18 protein-coding genes and 1 tRNA gene are annotated in these 21,762 nt (G+C 61.6%); 10 read left to right on the top strand and 9 right to left on the bottom strand.

From position 1 onward, the window contains the following. Nucleotides 1–4 precede the first annotated feature (4 nt). Nucleotides 5–3,340, bottom strand: coding sequence for a YhdP family protein (locus AC1U7K_RS18155; protein WP_480253328.1), 3,336 nt, complete (start codon nucleotides 3,338–3,340; stop codon nucleotides 5–7). A 482-nt stretch (nucleotides 3,341–3,822) separates the two neighbouring features. On the opposite strand from AC1U7K_RS18155, the gene AC1U7K_RS18150 reads away from it, so the two are divergent. The 5 genes from AC1U7K_RS18150 (at nucleotide 3,823) to AC1U7K_RS18130 (ending at nucleotide 8,631) form a co-directional block, all read left to right on the top strand. Further along, on the top strand, nucleotides 3,823–5,049 hold the full coding sequence (locus tag AC1U7K_RS18150; protein WP_480253247.1) for a glycosyltransferase family protein: 1,227 nt from the start codon (nucleotides 3,823–3,825) through the stop codon (nucleotides 5,047–5,049). Between the two features lie 212 nt (nucleotides 5,050–5,261). Beyond that, nucleotides 5,262–5,888: an MlaC/ttg2D family ABC transporter substrate-binding protein gene (locus tag AC1U7K_RS18145; RefSeq protein ID WP_480253245.1), complete on the top strand. Its 627-nt coding sequence runs from the start codon at nucleotides 5,262–5,264 to the stop codon at nucleotides 5,886–5,888. A 38-nt stretch (nucleotides 5,889–5,926) separates the two neighbouring features. Beyond that, entirely contained in the window at nucleotides 5,927–7,015 is a 1,089-nt protein-coding gene (locus AC1U7K_RS18140) for an AI-2E family transporter (protein ID WP_480253243.1), read from the top strand. Between the two features lie 243 nt (nucleotides 7,016–7,258). After that, nucleotides 7,259–7,567 (top strand): hypothetical protein, encoded by a 309-nt coding sequence (locus tag AC1U7K_RS18135; protein WP_480253242.1) that lies wholly within the window; start codon nucleotides 7,259–7,261, stop codon nucleotides 7,565–7,567. A 269-nt stretch (nucleotides 7,568–7,836) separates the two neighbouring features. Beyond that, a complete protein-coding gene (locus tag AC1U7K_RS18130; protein ID WP_480253241.1) occupies nucleotides 7,837–8,631 on the top strand; it encodes a PAS domain-containing protein in 795 nt (264 codons plus the stop codon). A gap of 127 nt (nucleotides 8,632–8,758) precedes the next feature. Here AC1U7K_RS18130 and AC1U7K_RS18125 read toward each other — a convergent pair whose 3' ends face one another. The 7 genes from AC1U7K_RS18125 to AC1U7K_RS18095 form a co-directional block, all read right to left on the bottom strand. Continuing rightward, nucleotides 8,759–9,154, bottom strand: coding sequence for a hypothetical protein (locus AC1U7K_RS18125; protein ID WP_480253239.1), 396 nt, complete (start codon nucleotides 9,152–9,154; stop codon nucleotides 8,759–8,761). A gap of 87 nt (nucleotides 9,155–9,241) precedes the next feature. Further along, nucleotides 9,242–10,825, bottom strand: coding sequence for a hypothetical protein (locus AC1U7K_RS18120; protein WP_480253238.1), 1,584 nt, complete (start codon nucleotides 10,823–10,825; stop codon nucleotides 9,242–9,244). A 306-nt stretch (nucleotides 10,826–11,131) separates the two neighbouring features. Then, the gene (locus AC1U7K_RS18115) at nucleotides 11,132–11,623 is read right to left on the bottom strand and encodes a PRC-barrel domain-containing protein (protein ID WP_480253236.1); all 492 of its coding nucleotides are present in this window, start codon (nucleotides 11,621–11,623) and stop codon (nucleotides 11,132–11,134) included. Nucleotides 11,624–11,980: 357 nt separating this feature from the next. Beyond that, a complete protein-coding gene (locus AC1U7K_RS18110) occupies nucleotides 11,981–12,583 on the bottom strand; it encodes a chemotaxis protein CheB (protein WP_480253234.1) in 603 nt (200 codons plus the stop codon). Nucleotides 12,584–12,592: 9 nt separating this feature from the next. Further along, nucleotides 12,593–12,964, bottom strand: coding sequence for a hypothetical protein (locus AC1U7K_RS18105; protein ID WP_480253232.1), 372 nt, complete (start codon nucleotides 12,962–12,964; stop codon nucleotides 12,593–12,595). Nucleotides 12,965–12,980: 16 nt separating this feature from the next. After that, nucleotides 12,981–14,861: a CheR family methyltransferase gene (locus AC1U7K_RS18100; RefSeq protein ID WP_480253230.1), complete on the bottom strand. Its 1,881-nt coding sequence runs from the start codon at nucleotides 14,859–14,861 to the stop codon at nucleotides 12,981–12,983. Then, nucleotides 14,858–15,478: a chemotaxis protein CheB gene (locus AC1U7K_RS18095; protein WP_480253228.1), complete on the bottom strand. Its 621-nt coding sequence runs from the start codon at nucleotides 15,476–15,478 to the stop codon at nucleotides 14,858–14,860. The genes AC1U7K_RS18100 and AC1U7K_RS18095 overlap by 4 nt, the downstream gene beginning before the upstream one ends. A gap of 190 nt (nucleotides 15,479–15,668) precedes the next feature. On the opposite strand from AC1U7K_RS18095, the gene AC1U7K_RS18090 reads away from it, so the two are divergent. Further along, nucleotides 15,669–16,352, top strand: coding sequence for a response regulator (locus tag AC1U7K_RS18090; RefSeq protein WP_480253227.1), 684 nt, complete (start codon nucleotides 15,669–15,671; stop codon nucleotides 16,350–16,352). Between the two features lie 536 nt (nucleotides 16,353–16,888). On the opposite strand, the gene AC1U7K_RS18085 is transcribed toward AC1U7K_RS18090, so the two are convergent. Next, entirely contained in the window at nucleotides 16,889–17,368 is a 480-nt protein-coding gene (locus AC1U7K_RS18085; protein ID WP_480253225.1) for a response regulator, read from the bottom strand. A 251-nt stretch (nucleotides 17,369–17,619) separates the two neighbouring features. Here AC1U7K_RS18085 and AC1U7K_RS18080 point away from each other — a divergent pair. From AC1U7K_RS18080 to AC1U7K_RS18065, 4 genes are all read left to right on the top strand, one after another. Further along, nucleotides 17,620–17,712 (top strand) — tRNA-Ser (locus AC1U7K_RS18080). A 509-nt stretch (nucleotides 17,713–18,221) separates the two neighbouring features. Further along, the gene (locus AC1U7K_RS18075; RefSeq protein WP_480253223.1) at nucleotides 18,222–19,811 is read left to right on the top strand and encodes a N,N-dimethylformamidase beta subunit family domain-containing protein; all 1,590 of its coding nucleotides are present in this window, start codon (nucleotides 18,222–18,224) and stop codon (nucleotides 19,809–19,811) included. Between the two features lie 24 nt (nucleotides 19,812–19,835). Further along, entirely contained in the window at nucleotides 19,836–20,912 is a 1,077-nt protein-coding gene (locus AC1U7K_RS18070) for a glycosyltransferase family 4 protein (protein ID WP_480253222.1), read from the top strand. Further along, entirely contained in the window at nucleotides 20,900–21,718 is an 819-nt protein-coding gene (locus tag AC1U7K_RS18065; protein ID WP_480253220.1) for a glucosamine-6-phosphate deaminase, read from the top strand. The genes AC1U7K_RS18070 and AC1U7K_RS18065 overlap by 13 nt, the downstream gene beginning before the upstream one ends. Nucleotides 21,719–21,762 lie beyond the last annotated feature (44 nt).

Below are 21,762 nucleotides of genomic sequence, written 5' to 3'. Positions count from 1 at the left end.
GCGTTCAAGGCAACCGCGGTTCGGGCCGATCTTCGCCCCGGCCTTTGGCACGCGACGCCTCCGTGGCCGACTCATCGGCGGGCGAGACGATTTCTTTCGGCAGCATGATCGTGTTGCGCAGCATGTCGAACGCGAGTTGAGCCAGCCCGGTCATGCTCTTGGCCAGTGACCGAAACGGGAGATAGTTGACGTCGGGATCTTTCAGCGACCCCTTGACCTCGAAGAGCGCCGTCCCCTCGCGCTCGCCTTTGAAGAGCTTGCCGAACAGGGGAATGCTTTTCAGGAGCTGCGAATAGGAGCCGAAGGGGCTGACGACCACGATGCCGTTCACATGATCGGCCTGGATCTCGTAATGCCCGGCCGCGCTCATTTTCATCACCGGACTGTCGATGACGAGATTGTCTTCCGTCACGGTGCCGTTGGCGAGCGAAAGGGAGCCGATCACCTTATCGAACGGGAAGCCGTCCTTGTTCAGGTCCACTTTGCCTTGGAGCAAGGTCGGCAGGTTGAGGATCGTGATGATCTTCGGCACCACCTTTCCCCTTCGAATCCGACCGCCCTCGATGAGAAATTCCGTCTTCCCTTCCAGGCTGTGCAGAAAGCCGCCGGGATCCGCCTCGTTGGCCCGAAAGTTTCCGCTCGCGGACAACTCGCCCGTCATCAACCGAGAGTCATCACCGGTGAGTTGCATCAGCTTCTCGAAGGGTAAGCCCGATACCCGGAAACTCACGTCCAACTCCGCCGGTTTTTCCTTGGGCAAGTAAATCACGAGACGCCCGCCGAGGTGCCCGTCGTCCGTGTCCCCGCTGATGCGGTCGATATCGAGCGTGTTGTTCCGGATCATCAACCGGCACGAGACGCCACTCAGCATGATGGTCTTGTAGACCGCATGATCCATTGAGACGAGGGCCGTGACGCGGCTCGTGTCGGCGAATGATTCGAGAAAATCCCGAATGGGGGACCGCTTGCCCTTGGGAATCAGCAGATCGAGATCCAACTGGGCCGACTCGATATCGACGTTGAACAGCGGGTTGCGATTCCAATTTCGCACCATGCCGGAGACCCGCACGTCGCTGTCCTTGATCTTGAAGGCCAACCGCTTGATCTCCGCCGAATTGCGTACCAGCTTCAGGCGCAAATAGAGATCGGTCAGCGTGTGCTCGGCGCCCTTTGCGCTGATCAGGCCGTCGGTCAGGGCGACCCAGCCGCCCATCTGCCAGGTCCGCCACTCCGTCCCTCTGCCTTTCACGTCGAGCGACACTTCGAGAATCCCGTCCTTCAATGGGCCCAGTGTGATGCCGGGCGGCAGGCCGCCGATGGAGACCGGCCCAGACACGAACGTCGCGTCGATCGTGAACGGCGAATCAAGCCGGACCTTCCCCTTGGTCGCCAGCCGAAACGGGGGCAGCACCACTTCGAATCGATCGACGGCGAGCGACGAATCGCCCGTCCACGTGCCCTCGAACTCCATGGACGCCGCGGCCCCGGCCGGCTTATGGAACCAGTCGGGCACGACAAATTCCGTCTCCCGCACATCCATCACGCTTTTGATCCGCGGCGACTTCAACGGGCCGCCGAGCACGACCGCCCCGCTCGCCCCGCCTTGCCACGACAGTCCGTCCGGCAGACCGAGAGAAAGCAATCGCAAGAGCTGCCCCACGTCACCGCGACTGCGCACCGTGAAGTCCTGATAGAGGCTCGGCTCCCCGAATGAAATGCCCCCGCCCAACTCGACCAGCACTCGACCGAGCCGTCCCCCGAGTTTGTCGAATTCGATCCCGGTTTTCGAATAGAGGAACCGTCCGTTGAGGTCGACGACCCGCTCGGCAAGCAGCGGGCTGCGAAACCAGACGTCCCGGGCGACGACTTCCGCGCGGACGATCTTGACGCTGTCGGCATTCTTGAGCGGCCCGCCAATGACGACGGCCACCTGAGACTGGCCCTTGATGTCCGACACGTCTGAAAAGGCTTTGGCCACTTGCGGCACGGTGATGCTTTTCGCCAAGGTCGCCATCAGATCGGCGGCCGAGACCTCGCCTCGTACCTCCAAGTCCAACCAGGGATCCAGTTCCAGCGGGCTCACCAGCGCCTTTCCAGCCGTAATCCGAAACGGGCCGTATGCGCCGCTCAGCTCCACGACCCGCACACGATCCGGCTCGACGAAGACGGTGCCCGAGACCTGCTGGATCAGCGTTCGGTCCGACCCGACGATCATCCGGCCGTCCTTGACCTGAAACTCCCCGGTCAACGAAAAGCGCGGTTCGGGGGTCGTCGAGCCCGTCACCGTGGCGGTGGCCACCCGAATCGTGCCGCCGATCGTGCGCTCTTTGAGTCCCTGCTGCCATTGGGCCGGGAGCCACTGGACCGGAAACCGGGTGAGCGCGTCCTCGATATTCACCGGGGAGGACGAGAAGGTCAGCGAGAAGGTCGGCTGCGCGGCCAGCAGACCGGAGACGCTTGCCTGCCCGCTGATGGAAAGGTCCTCCAGATCGGCCTTCATGTTCGACAGCACCATGTCATAACCCATGATGCCCGGCACGACGCTGATCTGCCCCTGCAGGTCGGCCTTCCCACGGACCCGTTCGGGGACCGGCCGGGGCCCGAAGAACTCCGCGAGATGATACAGATCGAGTTGCTTCGCTTCCGCCATTCCGGCGAACGTCAGCGCCGGCGCCCCTCCTTCCTCAGGGGCCACTTTCACGGCCGGCTCCCGTTGGGCAATTTGCCCGGCAAGGACGAACGGCGCGTGGCCGTCTGGCGAGGCCACATTGCCATCCAACTCGAGATCGGCCTGCTGCCCCTTCGGATCGACCGACAACCGCGCCTCCAATCCCTCGATCGTCAACGTACGCGGGCCGTCGGGACGAAAGTCGTCCACCACACTGACCGCCCCGTCTGTCAAGACGGTTTCCCGAATACGAAACAAGAGGCCCAGGGGGTCGCCCATGTCGGTCGCCGCCCCGCCTGGTCCCGCAGGCGCCGGCTCGACATTCCACCGCCCCTCGTGATCGCGATGCAGATGCAGGCGCGGATGATCGATCGCAAGGCGCTTTCCCACGACCTGTTGCCGGAGAAGAGAATAGGCCCGCAGCACCAAATCCAGGCGGTCGGCCGTGAAAAACACGTCCGACGGGTTCACATCTCTGATCGTGACCTGGGACAACTCCAAGCGGATGCGAGGAAAGACTTCGAGCCGCGCTTGCCCCACCTCGATCTTACGGCCCAGTTGCTGCTCGACTTGCTTTAGCAGGAACTGCTTGACGGCATCGGGATCGTAGAGAAGGGGAAACGCCAAAATGCCGAGTGCGAGAAGCAAAATCGCCAGGACGGCGATGATCAGCGTGCGGACGCGAACGGTCTTCCTCCTCTCAAAAAAAATTACCTAATCGCGAGCGGTGACGAGTCAATGGTTCGTCTTCCGCGATAGGCCTCTTCCGTGTCGCCTTCACTGTATCATCTACTCTCGAATTTATCATTCAACATTCAGCGTTCAACATTCAACGTGCCGGCATTCATGAAGCCATCTGCCGGGTCCACCGTCTGCGAGAGCGTGCCAGGAACGCGCACGCCTTTCGGCATCCATGGCCATTCTCCGAGACGGCAGTGGCTTTCCCTGCCGGCTCTGTACCTACTTCAGTCGCTTTACGATGAATCATCGAATTGCTTTTATTTGCCATCCCAGGCAGGCTTGCCCGCTGAACAGTGCTGAGTGATGAGTGCTGAGTGCTGAGTCTTCCAGCTCATCACACCGCGCACGGCACTTCAAAGAGGTTCTTTCCGAAACTCAGCACTCAACGCGTTCAACTCAGCACTTCCTAAGAGATGGCTGACTTTTACCAGACCGGCTCGATCGCCACGCTGCATCGCCTCGGACGGGACAATCTCGAGCTGATCGAGCAGCAGTTACGGGAGTACACCGTCAGCAATCCGATTGCACTCGTGCTCCCCTGCCTCTATTCGGAGCTCCAAGGCCCGGCATTGAGCGGCATCCTGGAGCACCTGCGCCAGGTCTCATACCTGCGGGAAATCGTGATCGCCCTCGGCACGGCCTCCGCGCTGGAATTCCGTCGCGCCAAGGATTATTTCAAGCGGCTCCCGCAGGAGGTCCGGCTGATTTGGATCGAGAGTCCGCGCATTCAGGAGATCCTCAAACTTCTGGTCAACCACGAGATCGACATCGGGCTGCCGGGCAAGGGGCAGTCTTGCTGGATTGCATTTGGATACGTCCTGGCGCGGCAAAAGAGCAAGGTCATCGCGCTGCACGACTGCGATATCTTGAGCTACCACCGGAGCTACCTGGCCCGGCTCTGCTATCCGGTGACCAATCCCAACCTCGGCTACGAATTCTGCAAAGGCTATTATGCGCGGGTGACGGACCATTTCGGCGGCCGTGTCACCCGCTTATTTATTACGCCGTTGATCCGCAGCCTGGAACGGCTCGTCGGCCATCACGCCATGCTGGCGTTCTTCGACAGTTTCCGCTATCCGCTGGCGGGGGAATTTGCGATGGTGAGCGATTTGGCGTGGACAAACCGTATTCCCGGTGATTGGGGCTTGGAGGTCGGCGTGCTCGCGGAGGTGTATCGGAACTGCGCCTTGCGCCGTGTCTGCCAAGTCGACTTGACGGATAGCTACGATCACAAGCATCAGACGCTCTCCGCCGAGGACCCGAACAGCGGGCTGCACAAGATGTGCGTCGATATCGCCAAGTCCATGTTCCGCAACTTGGCAAGCGAAGGCGTGGTCCTCTCCGATGGCTTGCTGAAAACCCTGCGCGCCACGTATCTGCAGATCGCCCAGGAAGCGATCAAAAAATATGAAGATGATGCGGCGATCAACAGTTTGTACTTCGATCGGCATCAAGAGCGGATGGCGGTCGAAGTCTTTCTCAAGGGCATCGGGCTTGCCACCGAGGTGTTCCTGAAGGATCCGCTCGGCATCCCGATGATCTCCAATTGGAGCCGTGTGGCCGCGGCCGTCCCCGACGTGTTCGAGCGCCTGGTGCAGGCCGTGGAGGCCGACCACGAGTGGAACCCGAAGGGGGACTGAGGGCTGAGGCCCGTTTCTCCACCTTCATCACATCTTCTTCTCCTACCGTCAGCACAGACCGGACACGAATTCGGACACCCTCCCGATAGTCATACATACGAATTTTGTTTTAGGAATGTCATGGCATGACGGCGCGGCCGTGAAAGCCCCGCCGCAGCTCCCGGGCCTCCGCGGTGGGTTGGCACAGGCCCGTCCTACAAAGGAGAAGCATCATGGCGCGACATCGCTTGGGAGTGTGGATCGCCATCGGAATCGCGGTCACGGCTTTGGTCGGCGGTCCGTCGATCGCGGGTGCAGGAACCCCGATCGAGGCGATGAAGCTCACCAGCGAGAAGGTCATCTTGGTGCTCAACGACGATGAGCTGAGGCAGCCGGACCGTGCCGCCGAACGACGCCAGCGGCTTTTGGAGACGGTCGGCCAACGCTTCAGCTATGAAGATATGTCGAAGCGCGCCATGGGCGAGCACTGGCAGAGGTTGTCCGAGGAGCAGAAGCGCGAGTTCGTCGGCCTCTTCCAAGCCCTGCTCTGCAAGTCCTATCTCAACAAGATCGAAGGCTACGCGGGCGAGCAGATCGAATATCTCGGGGAGCGGCTGGCGAACGGCTATGCCGAGGTGCGAGCGCGCTTGGTCTCAGCAAAACATGATTTCCTGCTGGATTTCCGCCTCGTCGACCGAGCCGGCGAGTGGCTGGTCTTCGATGTCGTCGTGGATGGCATCAGCCTGATCAACAGTTATCGCGGTCAATTCGCCCGCATGCTCCGCCTCCTCTCCTATGACGACGTGATCGCCCGGATGAGGGAGAAGGCGGACGTGGCACTGGAAGCGCGCGTCCGCTGAACCGCGCGGCCGAGTGATGGTGCGCGGATACCGGGCTCATGACTCGCCGGCACCTCTTCTTGGCGGTCTTCCTCCTCCTGTTCCTGCTCGTCTTCGTCCAGCTCATCCTGATTTTTCGACCCTTCCTCGTTCCGATTGCCTGGGCGATCATTCTCGCGAGTACCACGTATCCGGTCCACCGCCGCATCATGCGATGGACGCGCGATCGTCGGGGACTGGCGGCGGGGCTGTCCACGATCCTCATCACGGTCACGGCCGTCGTCCCGGCGATCGCCCTGTTGCTGCTGGGCCTGGAAGAGACGGCGCAGCTAGTCGAATGGCTGAATGAGGCGATCAAACGCCGTGAGTTTGCCGCGCTGGGCGAGGCGGTGTCCGTCGTCCCGAGCATCGGGCATCTTCTCCAAGAGATCCTGGGCCGCGTCATCGTATCCCATACGGGGATCGAAACGTCGGTCCTCGAGGTGAGTCGGACGCTCGGGGCCTTTCTCGCTGAACAAGGTCCCGATCTAGCCAAAAATGCCGCGCTGTTTGCCGTGGATTTCTTGCTCATGATGTTTACGCTCTTTTTTCTGTACCACGACGGCGAGCAACTCCAGCGTCGGTTGTATCACGTCATTCCGCTCGAGGAAGAGCACAAGGAGAAGATGTTCGGTCGGCTCAACCACACGATCATGGCGGTGGTGCGCGGAACGCTGTTGAGCGCGCTGGCCCAAGGAACCGTCGCGGGAATCGTCTATGCGGCGCTCGGGGTGTCCTACCCGATTTTTCTCGGCGCCCTGAGCGGATTGCTCGCCCTCCTGCCGATGGGCGGCACCGCGTTCGTCTGGGCACCGGTCGCCATTCATCTCGTGGCCCAGGATCAGATTGCGCGCGCCGTCATCCTCGTCTTGGCGGGGGCGGCGTTGGTCGGCTTGATGGATAATCTACTCTGGCCGTTTCTCGTGGGCAAAACCACCCGCCTCCCCATGCTGTTTCTGTTCTTTGCCAGCCTCGGCGGCATGTCGTATTTCGGATTCATCGGCGTGTTCATCGGCCCGCTGCTGCTTGCGATCATGGTCGAAGCGCTCCACGTGTACGAGGACATCTTCGCGCTCGAGCGAGCCGAATATCCAATCGTAAAAACTTGAAACCCGCAAACGGCCTCGCAGACGAGAATCCTTTTCTCACGCTGCCATTGCCGATCCTGGGCCCTGGGACGTGGGAGCACCACGTACGAAATCGCCGCCTGATTGCCGTACTCCCAGCTACGTACCGGCTTGTCCTCGGCACGGAAACCCGCGTCATCGCATTCGAACAGCAGCGTGCCGTCCGTCTGATTCTGCAACCTATTGGGACATGCTACAAGAAGCACAATACGCGAGGATATTGGCATGATAACGGGCTCTGTATCTCCCTCCCGCCAGGACGAACGCGCCAAGCAGGATGAACGGGTCAAGTGGCTGTGTCGGCACGTCGCCTTGTGGCGCGGATTTCCGACCAGACGGTCGGAGATGACGGACGAACACTGGCAACACCAACATTCCATCGTCAATGCGATGAAGAAGGAAGGGTTGTTCAGCGGCAGCACGTATTGGATGGATGTCAATCTCAGTACGTTGATCCGATTGGCGACCGCGCACGTGCGCGCCGAGAAAGAGAGGCAGTGCGGGGTGGGCGGCCCTTCTCACCTCGGAAAGTAAAACGCTCCAAAGAGAATGCCGCGTGCTCACACGCGCGGCATGGCGAAAGGCGGCGTGCGATGGACCTGTCACCTCCTTGTTGCACGCTGTAGTGCCGCGTGAATCGCACGCCGCTCTTCTCGCTGAGGCCTCGCGGATGCTGATACGCGAGCCCCTCCGTCTGACGCCGGAATTCCTCTCCCTTCGATCACAGTCTTCTCCTGCCGTCACTGCTGCCCAGCCCGGTGCGTCCTCATAATAGAAACCAGGTAACGGGATCATCGTTTTCGATGGAGCTGCACGATTCACATCCTCGTCCCGTCCCCCCGCGTGGGTCTTCTCCTATTGTCGATCTGACTGCGTACATCGAACGGCTCTCCGCCTTGATCAAGAGTCCTGAAGACACGGACACGCACGCCGAGCTTCAGAATGCGTTGGAGGAGCTGAAAATCGCGGAGGAGACGTTGATCGAACAAAACCATGCGCTGGCGGACGCGCTCGAACGAGCCCAGGCGGATCGTCAGCGCTATGTCGAGCTGTTCGAGCTCGCGCCCGACGGATACTGCGTGACGGACGAGCATGGCGTGATCCAGGAAGCGAATCGGTCACTCTGTGATCTGTTGCAGGCCGATCCGGCCGGGATTCTCGGGAAGCCGCTGCCGGTCTTTGTAGCCCCGGAGCACCGAGCGGAACTCCGAGCTTTTGTGGCGAGAGTCGCGCAGCAGACGCCGCAGCCGAACGCCTACCCGGTGATCTGGCAAACCGAATTTCGGATTAACACCACCAAACCGGTGGACGTGTCGGCGCGCTGCAGTGCGAGCCGGAAACGGGACAATCCGAGCGCCGAGATCCGGTGGGTGTTGCATGACATCAGCCGCCGGAAGGAATTGGAAGACGCGGCGAAGCAGCTCAACGTGAAATTGGAGCAGGCGGTACGCGCGAAGACGAGCGAGCTCGTGGACAAGGTTCAGGAGCTGGAACAATTCCACGACGTCGCGGTCGGTCGCGAACTGCGGTTGATGGAATTGGAAAAGAAGATCGACCGTCTCGAGAAGGCGACGAAGGACGATCCACTGACAGGGTGAGAGGGCTGGAGGGACCTGGCGCTGTCCGGCTCGACGCGTCCCGGCAGTGTCGTTCGTGCCGGCTGACGTCGCAAGCGGCGGCGTACGTTACGGATGGCGGCTGCCGTGCGGCAGCCGCCGCCCATGCTTATCGACCACCTCCGCCCGTGCCACCCGATCCTGTCCCACCGCCGCCCATCGCTCCTCCCGTTCCTCCGCCCATGGAGCCGCTCGCCCCGGTCCCTGATCCTTTGGTACCGGGACTGGACGTGCCGCCCGTGGACCCCGTGCCGCTGCCTGGCCCGGTTCCGCCTGGCGAACCTTTTCCCGTTCCACCGGTCGCGCCCATGCCGCTTCCAGGACCTGTCCCTCCCGGTGTGCTTTGTCCCGCTCCTCGACCGCCCTCGGCGATGAGGACGAGCGGCGCCTGAATCGTCCGCTCGTCACTCTGCGTCCCGCGAACCATACCGGCGGACGCGAGGCCGCTGGTGGCTGCGACAGCAATCAGCGCGCCGGCTGTTATGACCGCTCCTCGAACATCCATCTTCATGCTCCTTTTCTTCTCTTCGTCAGAAGTTCCCTTCACGAAAAAAAGAGGGGGCCGATGACGGCCCCCTCCATCTTTGACTGCTCAGTCGCCCGGCGCGCCAATGACTCCGGGCTGGCCTTGTTGCTGCTTGAGGCCGGTAATCGACCAAGCATAGCCATCTGGCGTGGCCAAGGCCTCCACACGGTCTCCTTCGACAAACTGCGCAGCTCGGGGTTGGCTAAAATTGCTGAGCTGCGTCTTGTCGCTCAGCTTGAGGCGCACTTCTTTTTCCGACGCGTCCTTGATGAGGATCGAATCTCGATCGTTGAGCAACACCTGTCCCCGAATGACCTTGCAGTTCTCACAGAGGTTCTTCGGCTGTGCCTCCGCCTTCGCGGTCTGCTGGCCTTCGCGCGTGGTTGTACCCGGGCTTTGCAGATCCGCCGGAGCCGGCACGCTGCCCGGCTTCATCATCTGTGCACGCTGCTCGGCCGACTCACGCTGTCCCGGCGGAATGCCTTCCGACATGGGCAGCATCTGGCCGCTCGCGGTCTGCGTGGACCGCAGATCCTCCTCCGTCAACTGCTTGATGTACAGGACGGTGCCCAGATCCGACACCTGCGCGCGGACTTTATCTCCGGTCTTGAACTGGCAGCCGCCTTTCGGGCCGATGGAAAAGCCGGAGCCCTGCGCGATGTCGCCGCCCGACTCCTTGCCCAACGACGATCGGGTTTGTGTGCCGCTCTGGTCGCCGATCCGCTCACCGCGTTGCGCGGGTTGGCCCTGGCCCGTTCCCTGACGGCCCTGCGCGCTGCTCTGGCTCCCCTGCTGACCCATGGAGCGTTGCCCTTGCCCGATGTCCTGCTGCGTCTGCCCCATGGCCTGCTGCGACTGCTGCGCCTGGCTCATCTGCTGCTGTCCCTGGGCGGGAAATTCACCGGAATGCGAGAACGAGGTGCTTCCCTCCTGGGGACCCAGATGGCCGGCACCGGCCGCCGCGCTCTTATCCTTCGCGCTCTCGCGGACATCCTTCCCCGTCAAACCCTCCGATTCAGGACGGCCCTGACCGGCTCGCGCACTCTGCTGACCTGCGCTCCCCTGCTGCCGGGATTGCAGTTGCTCTTGCACGATCTGCTGACCGATCTGCGGCTGGCTCTGACCCTGTTGGCTTTGCCCGCTCTGACGAGCCTGCTCTTGGCCTTGCTGGCCGCCGCTCCGCTCCTGCATGTGTGCCGTCGGCGGAATCTCGCGCTGCTCGTCGCGCCCGCGGCCCGTCGTCATCGCGGTTTGCTGTCCCTGGCCGCCGGCGCACACCATGTCGCTGTCCTTGTTCACCCGGACACGGACATGGCTGCCGCTCGTGTCCTTGATGATGTAATCTTCGCCGGCAATTTTGAGAATCTCTCCTTCGACGACCGGCCGAGCGCCGCCGAGGGTGACCTGGACGTCTTGCCCGAGCGTCGATTCGGGATTTTGGCCCCGCCCTTTGATCGTCTGCTCTTCGCTGAATCCTTCACCTTGATTGCCGACCCGGCCGAACGGCGAGTTCTTCTGCCCTTCGCCTTGGCTCTGGCTCTGCTGACCGGATTTCGATTGACTTCGCTGCTCACCGGCCGTCACGAAGTCGAGCCCCACCGCGCCCGCCACGAGGACGGCGCCGAGGGCCACCACATGTTGCTTCTTCATATCCCTGATCCTCCTCCGTTATTGTCGCGATAGAAGCCTACGGACTTCAAACCTTCCGGCAGTGGCGCGCCAGATACCCCCTCTCGCTGCGATTGATTACCGGAAGCGGTGTCGCTGCGCGACGCGTCATTCGAGTTTTGTCGCGAGAGAAACATTCCGACTTGAAACCCACCGGCAATGGCGGTACTCGAAAAGGGGACGGAGTCGGCGAAGCCGACACCGCGTCCGGTGTCCGATGGCATGGCCGGTTGGTCGGTCTGGCGCGTCACGGTCGATACCTTACGTACGATGGGCGTCGCGCCAACATCATCCGCCGCCCTGTCGTGTGGTTGGGTTCAAGGGCTCGCCGCCCTTGTGCTGGAAGTCCTGTGACTTTTCCTTCCCGCCGAGATTCGGTCCCCCGCGCTGCAACTGCTCTTTGCTCGCGTTGAGGATCAATCCCGTCTCGCTTTCCTTGAAGCGATTGAACGGAATCGGCATCGGCTGCATGTTGTCCGCGATCTTCAGCATCGCATAGACGTCCTTGCCGCTCTTGGTGTCGACCATGACGTGATCGATCTTCCCCAGCGATTCGCCCTTGAGGTTTTTGACTTCCTTGTTGTTCCAGGGATGGTTGTCGGCGTTCTTGAGCGATTTCGGATTCACCGGGGGAATCGAATATTCGTCGGGGGTCGTCCCCGCCGCCGTATCGGGAGGCACCCGTCCACCTTGCTCGCCTTCGACCGCCGCCAACGCCGGCACGGAGCATACGAGCGCGCTGAATGACAGCACCAAGGCTGCCTGTCTGACATGGTTCATCGTCACCCTCCTTTCGTTGACCACACGCCGAGTTTCTTCCTGCCGTTTATTCGCAAACGATGCGCCCGGAACGGCGCACGCAATACGGCATTAGATTTATAGGCAGAACTCGTCATCCATCACCGGGAGGAGTGCGCATCTCAAGGCGCCGTACCGGTTGTGATGAGTTGGGTGACCAAGCGACCGGAGTCGAGGGAGGCGGGTTCCAAAGACAAGAAGGCTGGACTGACTGTCCAGTTCGGACACTGCGTGCTGACGCGGCCCGAACAATCACGTTTGACGAGTTTGCGGAGTGCCGGTCAGCCGGAATGAACCGTCTCGGTGAACGCGGGCGGGATACTAGCGCCGGAAACGGTGTTAGCGAGCTTTTTCGATCGCCTCACCGTGGGCCAGGCGGACGAGCAGACCGGGGATATCGGCGAGGCTCGCGACGAGGTCGACGTCGTCTTGGGTCAACGCGTTCATGGGCATCGACGGCATCTTGGCTTCTTGGGGGTCTTGCGTGATCGAAAGGCCACCTCGTGCCGAAATGGCGACCAAGCCGCTCACCCCGTCCGCACCGCCCCCGGTCAGCAGCACGCCGACCACGCGATTGCCGAACGACCCGGCCGCGGTCGCGAACAACGGATCGATCGCGGGCCGGGTAAAATGCTCTTTGGGCCCGCGATTGAGGATCACCTTGCCCCCGTCCAACAGCATGTGGTGATCCCGGGGCGCGAGGTAGATCGTGCCGGGTCGGAGCGGCTCATCGTGATCGGGTTCCCGTACCGGCAAGGAAGACCGACGACCCAGCACGGGCCCGAGGTACAGGTTGTAGAGCGGGCTCCGGTGGAGGACAGCGCCAATGATGGCCGGAAGATCGGCCGGCAGCGCGGCGAAGATCCGCGTGAGCGCCTCCACGCCCCCGGCCGAGGCGCCGAGGACGATCACATCTCGCCGAATCCGCTCGCTGTTGACCATGATGGATCGTTACGAGCGCGGATCGAGGTCCGGCGGCTGCGTCTCGTCAATGAGTCGCCGAATCGTGGTCGATTGACTCCGCACTTGGTCCCGGCGGGCCAGCAAACCCTCCTTCTCAACGGGTAATGTGCCGTCCTCCACTTGCTTCACAAAGAATTCCAGGATCATGTCAATGTGTTCCATCAACGAGATGACGGACCAGAGCCCGGTCTCCAGTTGGCTTTCCTTGGCTTCCAACAACGTTTGCAGGGCGAAGGTATGGCCGATGCTGCAGATGAACTGGATGTGGCGCGTGTCATCCTCGCGCACGACACTCAGCACGCCGGAACAACTCGGACACCCGATCAGCGTCGCGCGCGCATTGGCCGCAGGCTTTGGCATAGAGGATCCTCGGCGGTTAGTTTACCGATGTGTCGGGTTGTTGATTCCATTCTTCCATAAAGACGATCACCCCGTGCACGATCCCCGTGTTGTCACGTAAGGGAGAACAGCTCACGCGGCACGTCACGGCTTTGCCTCGGCGATTGACGGCGGAGACCTTCAACGTGTGCGGCTGCTCGGTCGGGGGGAGCGCAGCACCGATCGCCCCCACAAGCTCGGAGATCGGGAGCCCGATATCGAGGCTGACGAACGATTTGCCCTTCACCTCGTCGGCCCGTACCCCCCACATCTCCTCCGCCTCATGATTCCAGAGCAGCACATTAAGCTGCTCGTCGAGCACGGCCACGCCGTAGCCGAGACTGGCGAGAATCGATTCCTGGAATCGGTTGGCTCGTTGCAAGTCGTCCGACCGGTCGCGAAGCTCCGTATTCACGGTTTGCAGCTCCTCGTTCGTGGACTGCAGCTCCTCGTTCATCGTTTCCAGTTCTTCGTTCGTCGATTGCAGCTCCTCGTTCGTGGTCTCCAATTCCTCGACGGTCGTTTGGAGTTCTTCGTTCGTCAACTCTTCGTTGGTCAATTGGAGTTCTTCGTAGGCCGTCTCCAGCTCCTGCTTGGAGCGTTGCAAGTCGGCCTGCAGCGCGAAGGTCGGAGTCACATCGAAAAACGTGATGGCGACCCCGACGATGGTGCCGCCGTTTTCGATCAGCGGGATGAGGTCGACGTCGAAGTGTTGCGTCGTGCCGGTGGCCAACGGGCGTTCCACATTTTTGAGCTGCACCGGTTTCCGCTCACTGAAGACCTGCTCGATCGGTCCACGCAGTTCGGCCGGGCGATAGGAAATCTCGAGATCCCGGAAGGGCCGGCCCACATCCTTGGGCGTCACGCTGAATTGACCCCGCGCTTGACTGTTCGCCAGACAGAGCGTGCCGTCGCTGTCCACGACGAACTGCGGGAGGCGGGTCATCTCGAACGCCAACTCGCGGGCCCGCAACTGTCGGGCTACATGTGCCCCCGCCTCGACGTCGCCCATTTGGTTCAGCACCAACAGTCGATCCCTCAGCGTCATTTTGGCGACCTTCATGAAGATCCGGTATTTCAGCTCGACCGGCGTAAAGAGATCCGCATGGGTCAACAGCATCTCCGCTTTGCCGAGAAACAGATAGCCGCTGTCGTTCAAGGCAAAGTGAAACCGCGCCAGAATATGCTGCTGCATCTCGGCGTTGAAATACATCAGCGTGTTCCGACACACCAAGAGGTCCAGGCGGGAAATCGGCGCGTCGGCCATGAGATCGTGTCGCCCGAAAATGACCGTGCGCCGCAGGTCAGGACGCACCGCAAACCGCGAGCCGACAGGCTCGAAGTATTTCTCGAACAGCGGCCGGGGGACGCCTTGGATATCTCGCTGGGCATAGGAGGCTTGCCTCGCTTCGGTCAGCGCTTCTTCGTCGATATCGGACGCGTAAATCTTCACCTGCTGTTGGAACCGCTCCGTTCCCAGACGCTCGCACAGCAGCATGGCCACGCTATACGGTTCCTGCCCGCCGGCACAGCCGGCGCTCCACACGCGAATCTGGTCATCGGGCTTCTTCTCGGCGATGATCTTCGGCAGAATCTCATGATCCAAATACTCCCACGCCTGAGGATCGCGGAAAAACGAGGTGACATTGATCAACAGATGATTGAACAGTTGGCTGAATTCTTCGGGATGGACTTCGAGGTAATCGATGTAGCGCTCGTAGTTTTCGATTTGGAGATGCTCGATGCGCTTTTGGACTCGCCGCACCAAGCTCGTACTTTTGTAGCCGGTCAGATCGAGTCCGCGGCTGCGTTTCAGATACGTGAGCAGCGCATCGAATGGATCGCGGGGCTTGGACGGTCCATTGGCATTCTGCTTCATCGGCTCTCTCCGGTCTTCTGTCGATGGACCAGCTCCACAAGCGCACGCGCCACACCGTCCAGCGGCAACACGCGATCGACGCAGCGCGTCGCGATGGCCGCTTGGGGCATCCCCGGAAACTCACAGGTCTCGGGATCTTGAACAAGGACCGTCCCGCCCATCTTCTTGATGGCGCACACGCCCATCGTCCCGTCGCTACCGCTTCCGGTCAAGATCACACCGATGGCGCGCTCCTTGTAGCTCGCCGCCACGGATTCGAACAAAAGATCGGCCGAGGGCCGCACGAAATGCACCAATTCGGACTGCGTCAACGAGAGCGACCGGTCGGGATTGACGAGCAGATGTCGATTTGGCGGCGCCACGAACACCGTGCCCGATTCCAGGCGGTCTCCTTCGGCGGCTTCTTTGACGACGAGCGAGGTTCGCCGTCCCAAAATATCGGCCATGAGGCTCCGATGATGTGGGTCGAGATGCTGCACGACGACCAGCGGAACGGGAAAGTCCGTAGGTAACGCTTCGAGCACTTCGCTCAACGCCTTCAACCCGCCGGCAGACGTCGCCACGGCGACGATCCCAAAACTCGTCGTCTTTAAATGTTGAGCAGGTACAGGCGTCATAGGCCGTCAGCGAGCTGGATAACGATTCAGCCTGAACCGTTCAGCCCCGAAGGTCAAGGGTTCAGCCTGAACCGTTCAGCCACGAAGGTGAAGAGTAACCGGCGGGGATTCCATGCCTTTTGGGCCTGGACGCCGACCGGAACGCCGTGTTAGCGTACTTCTCTCTACGGTTCCGAGGTGAGGAATCTTCGTGTCGGCTTCTCTGCTGCTGGTCGATGACGATCCTGCCCTGCTGGAAGCTCTGCCAATGACGCTCAAGTTGCGTGTGCCGTCCGTGCAGATCGAAACGTGTCCGTCACCCGTGGTCGCCCTGGAACTGATCCGCGCGGGTCGTTACGACACGCTGATTACCGATCTCCGGATGCCGCAGATGGATGGCGCCACACTGGCCGAGGAGATCAGGAAGGTCAGAGACGACATCCCGGTACTGCTCATCACCGGCGCGGCCGATCGCGAGTTGGCCAGTCGCGCGTTACACGCCGGCGCGTTTGATTTTCTCCTGAAGCCGTTCGATCGGAACGTGATCGCGGCGTCGGTGAGGGCCGCTCTGGAATGGCATCAGTTAAAGAAAAAATTGTCACACCATCAACTCTTGTATGCCGGCCTGAGCGTCAGGTATCAAGACCTGACACGAGCCTATCACGAGCATGATCACTCTCCGAGTCCGAGGGTGCGCAATCCTGAAACCCGCACACTGCTGGAACGATCGCATCGGACGGTCGAACGGTCCTTCGAACGGATCGCGCGGTCGTTAGCACGAATGGAGAGCCGCATCCGCCTGTACGAGTACCTCCTGGCGCGACAAGCTGAGCACGTCGCCGAACTGAGGGAGCAGGCCCGCCGGCGGGCCTTGACACGCCTCTTTCCCTGCTGACGCCCCTGCGCATTCGTCTGCCGCGGCTTTCTCGCTATGGCATCGGCGTATCTCGAACGGCCATCGAAACGACTAGGCACGGGCGGAGTACGGCTTGGGGGCAGGAATTAAGTCTCTCTTCGAGCTTGGTGTTTCGTCTGTTCGTGTTTGGCTTTTGGCCGGTGATAGACGCGATGCTTGTGCGTGCGCTCGTGTTCGCGGGCGTGTGGCTCGAACTCGGTCGACCATTCCGCCCCGCAGTCGTCACACACGAACTTCCAATCGCCATTCTGGTGCGCCATGGCATGACCTCGCGTGCACAGGTCGCTCTTACGGCGTCAGGCTAGGCGATGATAGGGCAGCGAGCGCGGTCGCCGTCATCCCCCGATCGGCGGATCGTGTGCGACCTGAACGAGTGACGGGCAGATCTCCGAGCGCCGCCACCCCGCCGTCAGGAGCAGGCAGTCGACGAACCTCTAGGGTGCCAGTCACTGCCGCGACCTCAGACTCTCTTACACGGTTGTCGGACTGCGGAGCAGTAGGTCTGCCGAGAGGCGCTACGGTCTCAGTCGAGATTCCAGTCGAGCCTTCACTGTTTCAGCATGTGCCGCCGCGGCCGCGGCCCGTTCTTTCACCGCAGCGGTGAACTCGCGAACGGATTTGCTTTGTTCCCGGCACGCGAACGTCCGTCGCAATGTGTCGATGAACTCCTGACGATCGATCGGCTTTTTGATAAAGCCCGTCGCATCCACATGCCGGTACATGTGCTCAGGATAGAGGCACCCTGTCAGCAGGTACACGGGGATCTCCGGGAAACGCGTTCGGATTTGCGGAATCAGCCGGCCTCCCCCGCCACCGGGCATGATCAGGTCGCAGATCACGAGGTCGAACTGATGCTCGTTCAACATCCGGAGTGCTTCCGGCTCGGAATCGGCGACGACCACGTTGACATCAGGGAAGTGAATCTGAATGGTCGCGGACAGCGCTTCCCGAAGAGCAGCATCGTCATCGATGAGTAAGAGGGACGGGTGAAACATAGTCCCGCACGCTAGCGGATACCTGGGAGCCCGTCAATCGTTCCAACTGTTACGTAATCCATTCAGGGGCCTGTATGGCTGCGCGGCTGTCATCGCGTCCTATCTCCTTGGCCCACGGTTCACACCGTCAGAGCGCTTGACCCTCGTCGGGTGGACGCGGCATACTGCCTCGCTCGGTCGTGCGTCCATGCTTGGACCGAAGCGAGAGGACATACCAGCCGGCAATACAGACACGTTGGCATTCACGAGACGGAGAGGTGGCCGAGTGGCCGAAGGCAACGGTTTGCTAAACCGTCACAGGGCCAAAAGCTCTGTCGCGGGTTCAAATCCCGCCCTCTCCGCCATACCAAGCGAGTGCCGAGTGACGAGTGCTGAGTGCTGAGTTGATGAAGACCAGAAAGACAGACACGAGGGCGGGATTTGAACGGGGATGCTGAAGGGGGTGTGCCCCCTTCATGGGGAGCTTACGAGGGGGCCGGCCCCCTTGTAGGAGCGCGTGCACGTCAGTGCACCCAAGCGCGACTTCAAATTCCCGCCCTCTCCGCCATACCAAGCTTCGCTTGACCCGTTTGCCACCATAATTTGCTCCTCTACCAATGTCGGGCAAACGGATGCTCTTTTCCCCTCACATGCCTACCAAGCGAGTGCTGAGGTGATGAAACGCAGAAGACAGACACGAGGAGGGATTTGAGGAGTGCTGCCTGTGACGTGCTGACCGTTCGCCCTCTCTGACTTTACGCCTCTCTCTCATTCTCTGTTGCCCGTTCCCTATTCCCCGCCGGCCGCTTCATAATTCCTCCTCTACGCGGTTTCCACTATTTTTGTTCTTCGTCCTCCCGTGGTATCCAACACTATGCCCGCCGTCGTGCTCCTGACCGTTCTGCTCCCGTTCCTTTCCTTCGGCGATCTCACGGGGGCATTCGCCAATCCCATTCAAGAGGAGAATAGCCGGCTTGGGACGGCGGAATGGCAATTGACGAACCCTGCAGTCCATCGCGAAATCGAAGGCTACGCCTCGTTGACCAGCGTGAACCGGGGCGGCCACATCAGCCTCTTCGTCAACACCACGGACCCGGAATACCGGATCGATATTTATCGCATGGGATGGTATGGCGGCGCCGGGGGGCGGCTCATTCGCGGCGGGATCGTGCGAAAGGGCGTGCGTCAGACGATGCCGATGATGGAGACGACAACCGGTCTGATTGAGTGCGACTGGACCGATCCATATGTTGTGGTGGCCGGCGGTGCGCGTGACGCGTCTGAATGGGTCAGCGGGGTGTACCTTGCGAAACTGACGGCGACCACCACCGGCGCACAGAGCTATGTGATCTTCGTCGTGCGGGACGATGAGCGAATCCCGGACTATGTCTTCCAATCCAGCGTGACGACATACCAGGCGTATAACAATTGGGGCGGTAAATCGCTCTATGACTTCAACAGCGTGGGAGGGCGCGCCCGCCTCGTGTCATTCAATCGTCCTTACGCGTCGAGCAGCAACCCGCTCGCCGCGTTCGGCATGGGCGCGGGAGAATTTCTCACGAATCTCTCGGTGCCGCCTCACGATCCTTCCTCGGCGGCCGGTTGGGAATATTCGATGGTCCGGTGGCTCGAACGCGAGGGGTACGACGTCAGCTATACGACCAATGTCGACACCCATGTGCAGGTGTCCATTCGGGCCCGACGCGGCTGGCTTTCGGTGGGCCACGACGAATATTGGACCTGGGACGCGCGTGCGCACGTCGAGGCGGCGCGAGACCGGGGTGTCGGGCTCGCCTTCTTCTCCGCCAATACGTGCTACTGGCAAATCCGACTGGCGCCCAGCCGCACGGGCGCTCCTCATCGGACGATCATCTCGTACAAAACGGACGACACCGGCTCTGAAGATCCGTTTGCCCGAGACGATGATCCGGCTAACGATCGCTTCATCACGACGCGCTGGCGCGACGCGCCGATCAACCGGCCGGAAGTTCAGCTCGTCGGGGTCATGTATGACGGGAATCCGGCCGACCGCGACCTCATCATCACCAACCCGGCGCACTGGGTTTTCGCCGGCACGGGGCTGCATCGCGGCGACCGGTTGCTGGGACTACTCGGCTACGAAGCCGACCGCGTCTTTCCCGGTGCGCCCGGCGACTTAGAAATTGTGGCCGAGGCGTTGTACTGGCATGACGGCGCAACGCATGTGGCCAACATGACGGTCTACCGCTCGTCCAGCGGCGCGATCGTCTTTGCCGCGGGCACCATTCAGTGGAGCTGGGGGCTTGATGATTATACCGTTCCCCTTCTGCGAGCGTCGATCCGTCAGCCGGCCGTCGAGCAGATTACGCGCAACGTCCTGGCCGGCCTGGCGGCGCCGCGACGTTCGCTCCTGACGCTCGAGTCCGATCATGCTCTGTCTTGGCAAGCCCGCCGTGGCGCAGTCGTAGCCGCCGCGGACGAGTGACAGACAAGCCGGAGGAAGGGACTGATGAAGATCGCGCAAGTCGCCCACCTCGCTGAAAGCGTCCCCCCCAGACAGTACGGAGGAACGGAACGCGTCGTCTCGTATCTCACGGAGGAACTCGTCGCGCTCGGTCATGACGTGACGTTGTACGCAAGTGGAGACTCCACGACCGGGGCGCACTTGGTCCCGCTCTGCGCCCGGGCCACGAGGCTGCTCCCGATCGTCAACCGCGACGCGTTGCTCGTGCGCCTGCTCGAGCAGGTGTTCCGGTCGGCGGGCGATTTCGACATCATTCATTCGCATGTCGATTTTCTGGCGTTCCCTCTGATCCGTCGCTGTCCGACACCCGTCATCAGTACCGTGCACGGGCGCCTGGACCTTCCTGAGTTCGCGCCGATCTACACCGAATTCTCCGATGTCCCGCTCGTCTCGGTTTCCAACTCACAGCGCGCGGCCTACCCGCGCGCCAATTGGCAGGCGACCATCTATCACGGCCTGCCGACCGACCTCTATCGCTATCATGGTGCACCGGGTCGTTATTTGGCGTTTCTGGGCCGCATGAGCCCGGAAAAATCACCCGACATCGCCATCCGAATTGCCAAGGCGGCCGGCGTGCCCCTGCGGATGGCGGCTAAGATCGATCCCGTCGATCGCGCGTACTTTCAGACGCAACTGGCACCACTCCTCGACCATCCGCTGATCGAGTACATCGGCGAAATCGGTGATGCCGAGAAGGACGGCTTCTTGGGCGACGCGGCCGCTGTCATTTGTCCGTCTCAGCCGGAACCGTTCGGGCTGGTGCTGATCGAAGCCCTCGCCTGCGGCACACCGGTCATTACCTACCGCCACGGCTCCTTTCCCGAAGTCATCGAAGACGGCGTCACGGGCTTTCTCTGCGGTTCACCGGACGAGATGATCGCGGCGGTCGGGCGCCTCGACCGCATCGATCGCCGGCGGTGCCGTGAGGCATTCGAAACGCGCTTCACCGCGGCGCGGATGGCGCGGGAGTATGTCGAGGTGTACGAGCGACTGTTGCGGACGGAACACCAGCGCATGCGCGAGGCCTCGCCCCGAGCCGGGCGGACGATATGGTGGTCCTAATCGAGGAGACGCAGACGGCCGTTCGCACGGCGGCCGAAGTGATCACAGACGCCATCCGGGCGCACCCGCGCCTGCGGCTCGGACTGGCCGCCGGCACGACGCCGCTTCCTCTCTATCGCGAGCTGATCGAGCTGTCGCGCCGGCACCGAGTGGATTACTCGCAGCTCATGATCTTCAGCCTCGATGAGTATGTCGACCTGCCGGCGACCCATCCCTCCCGATTCGAGGCGTTCCTACGCCGGCATTTCCTCGATCACGTCAATGTGACGATGGACCACGTGCACCTGCTGCACTCGGCGAGCCTCGAGGAGGCGGACCAGGCGTGCCGCGACTATGAGGCGAGCCTCCATGACGCGGGCGGCGTGGATCTCCAATTGCTGGGCATCGGACGGAATGCGCACGTGGGATTCAATGAGCCCGGGTCCAGCCTCGCGTCCCGGACACGCGTCGTGGTGTTGACACCCGGGACGATCGACGCCAACCGCCATCTCTTCCCCGATGGAGAAGAGCCTCAGTTCGCCGTGACAATGGGCCTCGGGACGATTCTCGAAGCCAGACGCCTGCTCCTGCTCGCCTTTGGTGAAGCGAAAGCGGGTGCGATCGCCAACGCGCTGGAAGGCCCGGTCACCGCCTCCGTTCCCGCCTCGTCCCTGCAACTTCACCCTGATGCGCTCGTCTTTCTTGACGCAGGCGCAGCCGCGCAGCTCACCCGCCGGGACCACTATCGCCGGACCGCAGAGCTGTGGCGGAGCCGAGGCGTTCGAGGTTCTGGGCTCGACGTCCGACGAGCACATGTGGAGCGCTGAAAGACTCCTCTATGCGGTGGCCCCCTTCAACCTCGAACCTTGCA

This window comes from Nitrospira sp. Vd2 (genome assembly GCF_979581665.1).
This window is presented reverse-complemented; position numbering and strand designations above follow the sequence as displayed.